The 12,688-nt window shown below is 60.8% G+C and carries 14 protein-coding genes; 9 read left to right on the top strand and 5 right to left on the bottom strand.

Going from position 1 to position 12,688, the window contains the following annotated elements; translation table 11 throughout:
- Positions 1–3 precede the first annotated feature (3 nt).
- Positions 4–1,197 carry a cytochrome P450 gene (locus ACQY4M_RS11420; RefSeq protein WP_428544023.1) on the top strand — a complete coding sequence of 398 codons (1,194 nt, stop codon included), beginning with the start codon at positions 4–6 and terminating at the stop codon, positions 1,195–1,197.
- 139 nt (positions 1,198–1,336) lie between these two features.
- Here ACQY4M_RS11420 and dgoD read toward each other — a convergent pair whose 3' ends face one another.
- Positions 1,337–2,485, bottom strand: a complete 1,149-nt coding sequence (dgoD, locus tag ACQY4M_RS11415; protein WP_428544021.1) for a galactonate dehydratase — start codon at positions 2,483–2,485, stop codon at positions 1,337–1,339.
- A gap of 16 nt (positions 2,486–2,501) precedes the next feature.
- Complete coding sequence (locus ACQY4M_RS11410; protein ID WP_428544500.1) at positions 2,502–3,236, bottom strand: FadR/GntR family transcriptional regulator; 735 nt, start codon at positions 3,234–3,236, stop codon at positions 2,502–2,504.
- A 232-nt stretch (positions 3,237–3,468) separates the two neighbouring features.
- Between ACQY4M_RS11410 and ACQY4M_RS11405 the strand changes: the two genes are divergently transcribed.
- The 8 genes from ACQY4M_RS11405 to ACQY4M_RS11370 all read left to right on the top strand — a co-directional run bounded on the left by ACQY4M_RS11405 (position 3,469) and on the right by ACQY4M_RS11370 (position 9,534).
- Positions 3,469–4,233: a substrate-binding domain-containing protein gene (locus ACQY4M_RS11405; RefSeq protein ID WP_428544019.1), complete on the top strand. Its 765-nt coding sequence runs from the start codon at positions 3,469–3,471 to the stop codon at positions 4,231–4,233.
- Between the two features lie 33 nt (positions 4,234–4,266).
- Positions 4,267–4,479 carry a hypothetical protein gene (locus tag ACQY4M_RS11400; protein WP_428544017.1) on the top strand — a complete coding sequence of 71 codons (213 nt, stop codon included), beginning with the start codon at positions 4,267–4,269 and terminating at the stop codon, positions 4,477–4,479.
- A 79-nt stretch (positions 4,480–4,558) separates the two neighbouring features.
- Positions 4,559–5,347, top strand: coding sequence for an ATP-binding cassette domain-containing protein (locus ACQY4M_RS11395; RefSeq protein ID WP_428544015.1), 789 nt, complete (start codon positions 4,559–4,561; stop codon positions 5,345–5,347).
- 1 nt (position 5,348) lies between these two features.
- A complete protein-coding gene (locus ACQY4M_RS11390) occupies positions 5,349–6,365 on the top strand; it encodes an ABC transporter permease (protein WP_428544013.1) in 1,017 nt (338 codons plus the stop codon).
- 19 nt (positions 6,366–6,384) lie between these two features.
- Positions 6,385–7,161, top strand: a complete 777-nt coding sequence (locus ACQY4M_RS11385; protein ID WP_428544011.1) for an SDR family oxidoreductase — start codon at positions 6,385–6,387, stop codon at positions 7,159–7,161.
- A 20-nt stretch (positions 7,162–7,181) separates the two neighbouring features.
- Positions 7,182–8,105, top strand: coding sequence for a 2-dehydro-3-deoxygalactonokinase (locus ACQY4M_RS11380; RefSeq protein ID WP_428544009.1), 924 nt, complete (start codon positions 7,182–7,184; stop codon positions 8,103–8,105).
- Complete coding sequence (locus tag ACQY4M_RS11375; RefSeq protein ID WP_428544007.1) at positions 8,102–8,707, top strand: 2-dehydro-3-deoxy-6-phosphogalactonate aldolase; 606 nt, start codon at positions 8,102–8,104, stop codon at positions 8,705–8,707. Before ACQY4M_RS11380 ends, ACQY4M_RS11375 begins: the two co-directional genes overlap by 4 nt.
- Entirely contained in the window at positions 8,704–9,534 is an 831-nt protein-coding gene (locus tag ACQY4M_RS11370; protein ID WP_428544005.1) for an SMP-30/gluconolactonase/LRE family protein, read from the top strand. Before ACQY4M_RS11375 ends, ACQY4M_RS11370 begins: the two co-directional genes overlap by 4 nt.
- A 184-nt stretch (positions 9,535–9,718) precedes the next feature.
- On the opposite strand, the gene ACQY4M_RS11365 is transcribed toward ACQY4M_RS11370, so the two are convergent.
- The 3 genes from ACQY4M_RS11365 to ACQY4M_RS11355 all read right to left on the bottom strand — a co-directional run bounded on the left by ACQY4M_RS11365 (position 9,719) and on the right by ACQY4M_RS11355 (position 12,669).
- A complete protein-coding gene (locus tag ACQY4M_RS11365) occupies positions 9,719–10,762 on the bottom strand; it encodes an IS5 family transposase (protein WP_428539221.1) in 1,044 nt (347 codons plus the stop codon).
- Positions 10,763–10,965: 203 nt separating this feature from the next.
- Positions 10,966–11,772: an IclR family transcriptional regulator gene (locus ACQY4M_RS11360; protein WP_428544003.1), complete on the bottom strand. Its 807-nt coding sequence runs from the start codon at positions 11,770–11,772 to the stop codon at positions 10,966–10,968.
- A gap of 60 nt (positions 11,773–11,832) precedes the next feature.
- Positions 11,833–12,669, bottom strand: a complete 837-nt coding sequence (locus ACQY4M_RS11355; protein ID WP_428544001.1) for an amidohydrolase family protein — start codon at positions 12,667–12,669, stop codon at positions 11,833–11,835.
- Positions 12,670–12,688 lie beyond the last annotated feature (19 nt).

Below are 12,688 nucleotides of genomic sequence, written 5' to 3'. Positions count from 1 at the left end.
GACATGATGCAGACACCCTATACGAAAAACCTGACTCTGGAAGAGATGGAAGCCAACCCCTACGACGTCTATCGGCGCCTGCGGGCCGAGTCTCCGGTCGTTTACATTCCGGCGGTCAACTCTTGGCTGGTCACCAAATGGGACGACGTGCAGAAGATTGGGACCTCGCCGGATCTGTTTCAGGCAACAGATGAAGAGGCTCCGGTCTCGATCCATTTTGGCAAAACCGCGATCATTCATACCGATGGGGATCTGCACCGCGAACTGCGCGGCGGCCTGGCTCCGCATTATGCGCCCAGAAAAGTTGCCGAATACATCGAGGATCTGGTCGTGCCTCTGGCCGAAGAATGCATCGCCGCCTTTCCCGAGGACGGCAATGTCAATCTTGTCGATGACTACTTTGAGCCGATCTCGGTGCAATGCCTGGCCCGGACTCTGGGGGTGAACGGGATTGACACGAAAACGCTGCAAGAATGGTTTCATGGCCTTGTGATGGGGGCAATCAACTACTCGCGTGACCCCGAGCGCACGCGGATCTGCGAAGAAACCAAAAAGAAAATTGATAAGGCGCTGGACCCGATCTTTGCCGAGCTTGAAAAAGCCCCGAACAACACGCCGCTGTCGCATCTGATGTATCACGGCATGCCGGAAGGCGAGCGGCGATCGCGCGAGTTCATCATGCCGACAGTTCTGGTCATGCTGCTCGGAGGCGCGCAGGAGCCCGGCCACGGGGCGGCTTCCACCATGGCCGCTTTGCTGGAGAACCCCGACCAGCTTGACCTGGTTCGCTCGGACATGGCGACCAATTTGCCCAAGGCGGTTGCCGAAGGCATACGTTGGGTTGCACCGATTGGCACGCAGGTGCGCAAGACAACCCAAGATGTCGAGCTGAACGGCGTGACCATCCCGGAAGGTCAGACGGTTTGCGCGGTCCTCGCCTCGGCGAATCGGGATGAAGACGTTTTTGACGATGCCGACCGTTTTGACATTGAAAGAGATGCTAAAAACCATGCCGCATTCGGCTTTGGCCCGCATTTTTGCGCCGGAAAATGGATGGCTTCACCGCAAATGGAAATTGCGATCCGGGTTTTGCTTGAAAAATTTTCAAGCATCACCCTGGACACGGAAAAACCCCATGATTTCTTCGGATGGGAATTCCGCGCCCCTACAAGCTTGTGGGTCCATGCAAAACCGTGAAACGACACCGCAGAGTCGGGCGCTGGCATAGGCCAGATGCCCAGAACCTGTTAGCGTTGCGGGCACTTCCCTTTCGTCATTTCACATCGCCTTTCTGTCGGGTGTTTCATCTTGGCGAATGCTGCGAATTCCCGCGGCCCTACCATTCAGCCACCGACCCGTCTGCGTGGCGCCAGACAGGGTTGTGCCAGTGTGGCGCCTTGCGGGCCATTGAAGCAAGAAAGGCTTCGTCTATTTCCACCCCGAGGCCCGGGCCTTGGGGCAGGGGGAGGCATCCGTCCTGGGCGCGGAAGGTCTCCTTGTTGATCACGTAATCCAGCAGATCGGCGCCCTGGTTGTAGTGGATGCCGACGCTTTGTTCCTGGATGAACGCGTTATGGCTGACCGCGTCCAGTTGCAGGCAGGCGGCAAGGGCGATCGGGCCAAGGGGGCAATGCGGGGCAAGCGCCACGTCATATGCCTCGGCCATTGCCGCGATTTTGCGACACTCGGAAATGCCGCCTGCATGCGAGAGATCCGGCTGGATGATATCCACATGCCCGGCCGCAAGGATCGGTTTGAAATCCCAGCGGGAAAAGAGCCGCTCGCCAAGGGCGATGGGGGTGTTGGTATATCGTGCAATCTCGGCCAGCGCTTCGTGATTTTCGCTCAGCACCGGTTCCTCGATGAACATGAGCCGGAATTGCTCAAGCTCGCGCACGAGAACCTTGGCCATGGGGCGCTGAACGCGGCCGTGGAAATCGACCGCGATCCCCATATGCGGGCCAACCGCATCGCGCACCGCGCCGATGGTCTCAAGGATTGCATCAACTTTTTCGTAGCTGTCGACAATCTGCAATTCCTGTGCGCCATTCATCTTGATCGCGCCAAAGCCTCTGGCCTGTTCGGCGCGCGCCGCATCGGCAACATCGCCCGGCCGGTCGCCGCCAACCCAGGAATAGGCGCGAATGCGATCGCGGCAGCGCCCCCCCAAAAGCTGATGCACCGGCACGCCCAGAGCCTTGCCTTTGATGTCCCACAGCGCCTGGTCGATGCCGGCGATGGCGCTCATCAGGATTGGCCCGCCACGGTAGAAGCCGCCGCGATACATCACGTTCCACAGATCCTCGATCTGCGCGGGATCCTTGCCGATAAGGTAATCCGACAATTCCTTCACGGCGGCAATCACCGTATCCGCGCGGCCCTCGATCACCGGTTCGCCCCAGCCGACAATGCCTTCGTCGGTTTCCACCTTGAGGAACACCCAACGTGGCGGGACGTTATATGTGGTCAGTCTGGTAATGCGCATGTGTTGGCCAATCCGGTTAGTTATCGTTTTTCTTTTCGGCCAGCGCCAAATCGCGCGCCGACAGTTCAAGCATCTTGGTGACTGTTTCACGCGCCAGAACACTATCTCGGATGCGCAGCGCCTCGACGAGTTTTCCATGTGTGGCGATTGCGTCATCAAGGTTCTCTGCCGCCTGGCCCGACGTTTCAAGCACCATGTGAATTGCCGCCTGAAAGGAAGCGCCGAGTTGGTGAAAAACCCGGTTGTGGCTCGCTTTCAAAAGAATCTTGTGAAATTCAACATCAGCCTCGACAAAAGCTGCACGGTCATCGCGGCCATCGACCATGCCTTGCCAGGCGGATTCCAGTGCGGCCACTTCCGACATGCTGGCCCGCTCGGCGGCTTTCTCGGCGGCGACCGGTTCGATCAGTCGACGCGCCTCGAGGACCGAGAAAAGGATATTGGTATCGCGGATGCCGTCACCCAGCCAGCGCAGAACCTGTTCATCAAGGATGTTCCATTCGTCCTGCGGGTTCACGGTGGTTCCGACACGTGCCTTGCGGCTGATCAGCCCCTTGGATTCAAACACGTTCAGGGTTTCGCGCACAACGGTCCGGCTGACTCCATAGCGATTGCACAACTCGCTTTCACTGGGCAGGACGGTGCCGACCGGAAAGGTGCCGGTACAAATATCACGCCCCAGGACACCGGTGAACCCCTTGCCGACCCGCGGTCGTTTGAGCTGTGCTTTCATATTCACCTTCTGGTCCATCACTGGCGAACCCTCATTTTTCAGTCTGGTTGCGGTCAATATCACGCGAGTTGTGTGCTGTCTTGCCAACAACGCAAACCGGCGGACGCCGCGTAGTCGCAATGTTGATAGCAATTCCTGATGCATCATACAATAAATATTGACTGGTATGATGTTTGGTGAAATATGTGTGCGTACAACGGGTGACTTTTCAAGAACAGCTTTGCCCGACGGTATTCACAGGGAGATCGACATGAAACGCAAAACAAACACCCCAGCCAAAGTTATCGCGGCGCTGCTTATGGCGTCTGCCGTCCCGTCCGCAGCACTTGCAACCGAGCCGGTTGAAAAATGGTGCAAGGGCGTGACCATTGCGGCGTTTCCGGGCGGGCCACAGGGCGGCGTATTTTCCAACAATGTCTACAACGGGTTTCGCCAAGCCGAGCTTGATCTTGGCCCGGACGTGACCTATTACTTCTCGGATTGGGACGCCAACAAAATGCTTGGCCAGATTCAACAGGCGCTGGCCACCAAGGTTGACGGCATCGCCACCTACGGTTTTGGCGGCGAGCCGGCCACGGCACCGCTGGTCGACCGCGCCTTTGCTCAGGGTACGGATTTCACAACCCTCAACACCGCGCTGCCGGAAAGCCAGGCGAAATACTCGGCGCAGGGCATGGGTTATGTTGGCGCGCCCAACTATGCGGCCGGGCATGCGCTCGGGGCAGAGGTGGTCAAGCGCGCTGGTCTTGGCGAGGGCGATGAAGTCTTTGTCTGGGGGCTGAAAGGGCAGGGCGGTGACCGCGGTCAACGCACGGTCGGCGTTCTTGACGCGCTTGAAGAAGCGGGCGTCAAGGTGACCTACCAGGAAATCGACAGCGCAACGAACGGCTCGCCCAACGCCGGTACCGCCACATTCGTTGGTGTGATGAAGGCGCACCCGGGCATCAAGGCGGTTATCACCGATCACGGCGGGTTGACGTCCAATGCCGGCGTATTTGCCCAGGCAGCCTCGTAGGAGCCCGGGCAGGTCTTCTTTGCCGGGTTTGACATGTCGCCCAACACCGCCAAGGCGATCGAGGAGGGTTATCAGAACCTGGTGATCGACCAGCAGCCCTACCTGCAGGGCTACCTGCCGATCCTCAATATCTGCCTGACCAAGAAATTCGGCTTCTCGGGGCTTGATATCAACACTGCCGGCGCTTTCGTGGACGCCGACAACGTGGCGGTGGTTGCCCCGCTGGCGGCTGTCGAAATCCGCTGAAGCAGGCCTTGCGGCTCTGAAAATGTTGCGGCGGGCGCGTCCTGCCGCAACTGGCATGCGATACCCTGGAGGTGGGAATATGGCGTTGGATCAAACGGGCACAGGCCCGGCGATTATCGAGTTGAAGAATGCGTCGAAGACCTTTGGGGAGGTGCGCGCGCTGTCGAATATCGACTTTGAGGTGCGGCCCGGCGAAATCGTCGGCCTGCTTGGCGACAACGGTGCCGGCAAGTCAACCATGGTCAAGACGATCATGGGTTTCCACAAGCCCGATCCCGGCGGCGAGGTCTGGTTCAGGGGTGAAAAGATCAGTGACTGGTCGGTGCAAAAGGCGCGCGACCTTGGCATTGAAACGGTCTATCAGGAACGCGCCCTTTGCGAGAAACAGCCGATCTGGCGCAACATGTTCATGGGGCGCGAGATGCGCGGCAAGAGCGGATTGCTCGACGTAGCCGGCATGCGTGCCGAAGCGGCGCGCCTGATGAGTGTACACATGGGCTTTACCTCGGCCGCAGTGCATCCTGACAACATCGTCGCGACAATGTCGGGCGGTGAAAAGCAGGGCGTGGCGATCACGCGGGCGCTCTATTTCGAAGCCGAGCTGGTTATTCTGGACGAACCCACAATGGGCCTGTCGCTGTCGGAAACCAAAAAGACGTTGGAATTCATCAAGAACATCAAACGTGCCGGGCGTTCGTCGGTATTCATCGACCACAATATTTTCCATGTCTACCCGGTGGTGGACCGACTTTATGTGCTCGACCGCGGCAAGGTGGCAGGCACCTATTCCAAGGATGAGATCACCATGGATGAGTTGATCGAAAGCCTGTATCGCGTCGCGCGATCCGGCAAGCTGGAGGAAGAATGACATGAGCGCACGGAAAGCTCCCGCCAACAACCGGGTTGCACCGCCTTCAGCCTTGCGCCGCTATGGCAGCCAGCTGGGGATCATTGGCGTCGGATTGGCGATGTGGCTGGTCTTTGTGGCCGCCGCGCCTGCGGTTTTCACCGACAAGGACATCTATCTGGCCTTCATGCAGACTTCGCCCCAGTTCGGCATCATCGCGCTGGCGCTGACCTTCGTCGTGATCACCGGCGAAATCGACCTGTCGTTCCCTTCGATCATGGCCCTGGGCACGGCAGTCTTTGCCCTGACAACAGCCTATGGCGGCATGCCATGGTATGTGGGCCTGATTGCAGGGTTTGCAACCGGTGCCGCCTGTGGCCTGCTTAACGGGTTTCTGGTGGCCAAGCTGAACATCCCCTCGCTGGTCATCACTATCGGCACATCCTTCCTGTTTCGCGGCATCGAACTGGTGCTCATGGACGGCACCGGCGTGCCGCTGACGGCCGAGGAATATCCGGCCATGCACGCGATCTTCCGCGAACCCCTCTGGGGCATTCCGATTCAGACCGTCTGGATGATTGTTCTGGGCGTCATCGCCTGGATTCTTCTCAACCGCACAAGGTTCGGTGCGCATGTGTTTCTTGTCGGCGACAACCAGACCAGTGCGCGGCTGATGGGTGTGAACGTGGTGTCAGTCAAGATCCGCGCTTTCATGCTGGTCGGGCTGTTCGCAGTATTTGCCGGGTTGATGACCTCGATCTACGGTTACTACTTTTGGCCAACGACAGGCGAGGGCTTCCTGCTCAATACCATCGCATCGGTCTTTCTTGGCGGCACGTCCGTCTTTGGCGGAACAGGCTCCGTGATCGGCACATTCGTGGCCACCTATATCATCGGCGCGATCAATGCGGGCGTCGTGTCTGCGGGAATCAACGCCTTCTTCGTCCAGCTGGTCTTTGGTCTGGTGATTGTCATATCGGTTGTGTTGCAGACCATCATCGAACGCCGTATCCGGGGGCAGTCCCTGACCGGGCGCTAGAGGAAGGACAGGCAGACAGATGGCACGGCTTGCGGGAAAGCAGATCTTCATCACCGGTGCCGCCCAGGGGATCGGGCTTGCCATCGCCCGCGCCTGCCTGCGTGAGGGTGCGCAGGTATTCCTGACAGATCGTGATGGCAGAACACTGGAACAGGCCGTCACGGAACTGGAAGCGGATGCGGGGCAGCTGGGCCACGCCGTTGCCGACATCACCGATCAGGACGCCATCAATGCTTCGGTGGAAAAGGCCCGCGCCCTTTTCGGGGGCGTCAATGCATTGATCAACAATGCCGGCATCAATGTTTTCCACGATCCGCTGTCCATGCCCGACAGCGAATGGGAAAAGTGCATGGATGTCGATCTGAAAGGTGCGTGGAACTGCTGCAAGGCGGTTCTGCCCGCGATGATTGCCGAGGGGGCCGGCTGTATTCTGAACATCGCCTCTACCCACGCCTTCACGATCATTCCCCATACCTTTCCCTATCCGGTGGCCAAACATGCGCTGCTGGGCATGACCAGGGCGCTTGGCATCGAATATGCCCCGCACGGCGTGCGGGTGAACGCGCTTGCGCCCGGTTATGTGGAAACGCAAAAGAACATCGACTACTGGAACAGCTTCCCCGACCCGCAAGCGGCGCGGGCGCAAACACTGGCGCTGCATCCGGGCGGGCGCATTGCAACCCCCGAAGAGATCGCGATGGCGGCGGTGTTTCTGATTTCCGATGAATGCCCCTTTATCAATGCGGCTTGTCTGACTGCCGACGGCGGGCTCAGCGTGCTGCATCACCCGGCCTGAGCGGCGCGCGGGAGGAACGGATGAGCGACAAGACCCCGCCAGAATGGATTGCGGTAGACTGGGGCACCAGCAACCTGCGCGCATGGGCGGTTGCCGGGGATGGTTCAATTCAAGGCAGCGCTCAGTCAGACTGGGGAATGGGGCGGCTGAAACCTTCCGGGTTCGAAGATGCCTTGCTGGACGTCATTGGCGACTGGCTTGACCCTGCCAGTCAAACCGATGTGCTCTGCTGCGGTATGGTGGGGGCGCGTCAGGGCTGGATCGAGGCCCCCTATCGCCCTGTGCCCGCGCCAGTGGTCGGGCGCGTGCCCCCCGTGCAGGCCCCGGCGCGCGATCCGCGGATCCGCGTCTTCATCCTGCCGGGGCTGAAGCAGGATGACCCGGCCGATGTCATGCGCGGTGAGGAAACCCAGATAGCCGGTTTTCTTTCACAAAGCCCGGATTTTGATGGCGTCGTCTGCCTGCCGGGCACCCACAGCAAATGGGTGCGTATTTCCGCTGGCGAGGTTGTCGGCTTCACCACCTTCATGACGGGTGAGCTTTTTGCGTTGCTGGCCGGTCACTCGGTGCTGTGCCACAGCGTGGGTGCGGGGGGGTTCGACGAGCAGGCCTTTGATAACGCCGTCACCACTGGCACCGGTTTTCCGGCCCAGGTGGCGGGCGAGTTGTTCCGGCTGCGCGCAGAGGATCTGCTGAAGGGGCTGCCGGCCGGCCAGGCGCGGGCACGCCTTTCAGGCCTTTTGATCGGGCAGGAGATTGCCGCGGCCAGGGGCTGGTGGCTGGGGATGCGGCTTGTCATTCTGGGGGGGGCGAAGCTGGCGGGCATCTACCTGCGGGCACTCAAGGCCCAGGGGGCACAATGCGAACCGGTCGCCGGCGAGGATGCAACGCTCGACGGGCTGAAGGCAGTATATGGCGCGCTCACAAAGGAGGGCCAGACATGAGCCGAAACCTGATCGCCATTCTGCGTGGCGTGCGCCCCGACGAGGTTACCGACATTGCCGCCGCACTGATCGAAGCCGGGATCACCACGATAGAAGTGCCGCTGAATTCGCCATCGCCGCTTGCGAGTATCGAAAAACTGGTCGCCGCCTTTGGCGATGAGGCTGTGATCGGTGCCGGCACCGTTCTTGCACCCGAGCAGGTGCGCGACGTTGCCGCAACCGGCGCGCGGCTGATCGTCTCGCCCAATTGCGATAGCGATGTGATTGTGGCCACCAAGCGCCTTGGCCTGCAATCCTGGCCCGGGGTCATGACGCCAAGCGAATGCTTTACGGCACTCAAACACGGGGCGGATGGGCTCAAGCTGTTTCCCGGCTTCAAGATCGGCACTGACGGGCTGCGCGCAATCCGCGCGGTTCTGCCGCCGCAAACGCAATGCTACGCGGTCGGCGGCGCCGGCCCCGACAACTTTGCCGAATGGATCACCGCCGGCGCGGATGGCTTCGGGCTGGGCACATCCCTCTACCGGGCGGGGGACGATGTTGCCTCGGTCCGCCGCGCTGCGCGTGCTGCCGTTGCGGCATTCGACGAGGCAACCCGATGATTTACGATGAAACGCCGTGTGAACTGGGCGAGGGGCCGCTGTGGCACCCGTTGCGCGGGGAATTGTTCTGGTTCGACATCCTTGCCAAACGGCTACACACCAAGGGGCGGGCCTGGCAATTCGACCGCTTCGTTTCGGCTGCGGGCTGGGTCGACCGCGAGAACCTGCTGATCGCCGATGATCGGTCACTCTTCCTTTTTAACCTTGAAACAGGCGAACGGCGCGAGGTTTGCGCGCTGGAAAGCGACAACCCGGCGACCCGCTCAAATGATGGTCGCGCCGATCCCTGGGGGGGATTCTGGATTGGCACGATGGGGCTTGATGCCCAAGCCGGCGCAGGGGCCATCTATCGCTGGTTCAGGGGCGAGCTTCGCAGGCTCATCCCCGGTGTCACCATCCCCAATGCGATCTGTTTCGCACCGGACCGGCGGTGCGTCTACTACACCGACACGGCAAACGCCGTGATCTGGCGCCAGCCGCTCGACGCGCACGACGGCTGGCCCAAGGGCGCGGCCGAGAAATTTCTTGATCTCGCCAGAGAGGGGCTGAACCCGGATGGCGCGGTATGCGATGCCGAAGGGGGATTGTGGAATGCCCAATGGGGGGCCTCGCGCATCGCGCGCTACACGCCGGACGGGCGCCTTGAGCGCACTGTCGCAATGCCGACTGAAAACGTGACATGCCCGGCCTTTGGCGGGCCAGGCATGAAAACACTATTCACAACCTCGGCCACGATTGGCCTTGAGCATGCCGATCCAGATGCCGGGAAGACTTTTGCGACCGTCACTGAAATTGAAGGCGTGCCCGAAAACCGGGTGATTTTGTGAAGTTGTCGGGAGGATCGCAAATTATTGCCACTTGATTTCCGGTTTCTCCCCGTCCTCGGGCGCAACGATTGATAGCATCGTAAGACCTCTGCATGAGGCCATGGCTTTCGGTTGAAGCAAGATTTCGGCCGCCCACCTTGCGCCCCTGCGGGTCCGGCGGACAGACGGGTGGCGGGGTTTGGGGCTATGCGATTGCGGGGGTTTGCGGGTTGAGGGTGATCCTGTTTGCGGCCTTGAGCAGGTTTTGCGCGATGGCGGCCATGACCATCTGGGCATGCACCCTGGCGCGCCCGAAATATCTCGCCCGCTGCAGGCCGAAGAGGCGTTTCATCGTGCCGAAAGTCTGCTCGATGCGGAAGCGGCGTTTCGAAATCAGCCGGTTGAAGCGTTTCTCCGATTGCCGCAGGGGGCGGCCGCGCGCTGCCTTGCGCAGGATGCCGTCGCGGTATTTGCCGCGCAGCATCTGGCGGTTGGCCTTGCTCGCATAGGCCTTGTCGGCCAGCACCCGCTGCGCCTTTGCGCCCGCGATCATGGTGGCGAATTCGGGGCTTTCGGCGGCATTGGCGGGCGTGGTGTGCACCTTGTCGATAAAGCCCTCTTCGTCGCAGCGGGCAAAGCCCTTGTAGCCGAGCGTGCTCTTGCGGCCCTTCTTGACCCAGCGGGCATCAGGGTCGGCGCTGAAATGCAGCTGTGCCCCGTCGGGTGAGACCTCGGGCGGATCATCCGGCGTCCCTTCCCTTGCCCCGTCCTCTGCCCGGTCCTGCGGGGCGTCGATATGGGTGCGCGGGCGCGCCGCCGCCGCGATCAGGGTCGCATCAATGATCGCCGCCTCAGCCTCTTTCAGCTTCAGCCCATGCGCCTCGATCTGGCGGCAGACCTCGGCCAGCAGCTCATCGTAAACGCCACCCCGGACCAGCGCATTGCGGAACCGGCAGTGGGTCGTCTCATCCGGCACCGACGCGTGCAGATCGAGCCCGCAGAACAGCATGAAATCCAGCCGCACCTTCAAGGCCCGCTCCAGCTTCGGGTCGCTCAGCCCGTGCCACTGGCCAACCAGAAGACACTTGAACAGAACCAGCGGATCATAGCCCTGAGGCCCGATCCCCGAGCGCCCCAGACCGCGCCGCAGGATCGGCAAAAACGAGTTCCAATCCATCAGCGCGTCGATCTTCGACAGAACGTCATCCGCGCCGATCCGTGCCGCCGCTTCGTGCAGGAAAAGGTCCATCTATTCACCCCAGAGATTTCCCGGCTAGCTTACCAAAACGGCCAACCCGGGGGAATCCCGATGTTATGCAGAGGTCTTATCGTGCAAGACACGCAACGGCCACCGGGTCCCAAGCAACGCTGACACGCGCGCTGGCTGATGCCGCGCCGCAAGTTCGCAGCTGTCATCCCGACCCATGTTCACGGACTTGCCGGCAGTGCTGCCTATGAAGCGGGATCAGCCGCATTCGCGCCCAGCTGAACCGAGATTTCTTTTGTCGCGGCCATGAGGGCGTGTTTTGTGGTTTCGGCGTCCGGATCGTCGGTCGAGATCTGGCGCTGAATATAGGGCACTGTCAGGGCGGCGGCAACTTTGCCGGAATAGTCGGTTATGGGGGCCGAGATATTCTGCACGCCGGCAATCACCATCGACGGAGAAACGCATCCGCCGTCTTGTTTGATCTGTTCGACATTCTCCCTGAAAGTTTTGATCTGTTCGGGAGTGGCATCTTTCAACTGGCTGCAAAATCGTGAAATTTCGGTTGCGCTCAGGTGCGAAATCAGGGCCGCCCCGGTAGCGGTGATGGCTGCGGGGAGGCGTGCGCCCAGGCGCACGCTGGTTATGTTGTTTCCAGGGGGGTCGTTTTGCGCGATGACCAGCACTTCGTTGCCGCTCAGGATACCCAGATGCGCGGACTGGTTCAGACGGTCGGCCAGGCGTGCCATCGGCTCGGCCGCCACCGTGGTCAGCCGCTTGACCGGCGGGTGCTGGTGGGCAAGTTCGAACAGCCTGAGGCTGAGCAAATATTTTTCGCCTGCCGGATCGAACAGGACATAGCCGCGATCGACCAGAACGGCCAGCATGCGAAAGATTTCGCTGACCGAACGGTCGAGCGCGCTTGCGATTTCGGATTTGCGCAGACCGTCCTTGCGGGTGGCCAGAAGCTCAAGAATATCCAGCCCCTTCGAGAGGGCCGGCGCGCTGTATTTTTCCGGTGCCTGGGCTGTTGCTGGGGTTTTGGTTTTGCTCAAGGTGGCTCCGTCGATTGTGGTAAAGGGCGCTGGTTATCATGGGATCGAAGCGAAATGAAGCTATAGTTTCCAGCGCGCGCGGGCATTACCGGCATAAAGACGGGAGCGCTCATCGGCGCTCCAGCCTTCGGTCAGGGCGTGCGTTGCTGCCACCCATGTTTCCAGCCCACCGCCAAGATTGCAGACCGGGCTGTCCGAGCCCCAGATGATCCGGTCATGGCCAAAGCTGTCTACGGTATGATCGAAATAGGGGCGAATATCGTCGAGTCCCCAGTTTTCCGGGTCCGCATAGGCGATGATCCCCGATATTTTGGCCGTGACATTGGGGCGGCGGGCCAGATCGGTCATGTTTTCCCGCCATGGCGAAAACGCGCTTGCGGCGATATCCGGCACGCCGCAATGATCCAGCACAAAGCGCACGTCAGGGCAGTGATCGGCCAGTTTGCCGGCAAGGCCAAGCTGGCGTGGCAGCACGCATAGATCAAAGGTGAGCCCGGTGCCGGTAAGCCGCCTGATGTTGTCGCGAAAGGTCGCCGATTGCGACAGTTCGTCGGGCTGTGTGTGCAGGACCCGACGAAAGCCCCGGATCGCCGGGTTTTGCCGTGCGGTATCAAGAAAGGCCGCGAATTCCGGTTCTTCCGGCCGGCATGCCGAGATCGCACCACGCATCGGGCTGGCGGGCAGGGCCATCAGTTCGCTGACCAGCTCGGTTTCGCGCCCGATCTGCGTCGGGGCCACATCGACCTCCATATGCAGGCAATCGGTGATCCCCAGACGGCGCGCGCGGCGCAGATAGTCGTCAAAGGTGCTGGGCTTGTTCAGGGCGGGAAAATCCGCCAACCAAGGATAGCTCAGCCGGTCGGGGTAGATCAGGTGCAGGTGGGTGTCGAAAAACATGGGGCCTCCTTGTCGGTAG

The sequence above is a fragment of the Profundibacter sp. genome, assembly GCF_965277155.1.
Classification (GTDB): Bacteria; Pseudomonadota; Alphaproteobacteria; order Rhodobacterales; family Rhodobacteraceae; genus Profundibacter.
Note: the sequence above shows the minus strand (reverse complement) of the source record. Positions and strands in the feature narration are given on the sequence as shown.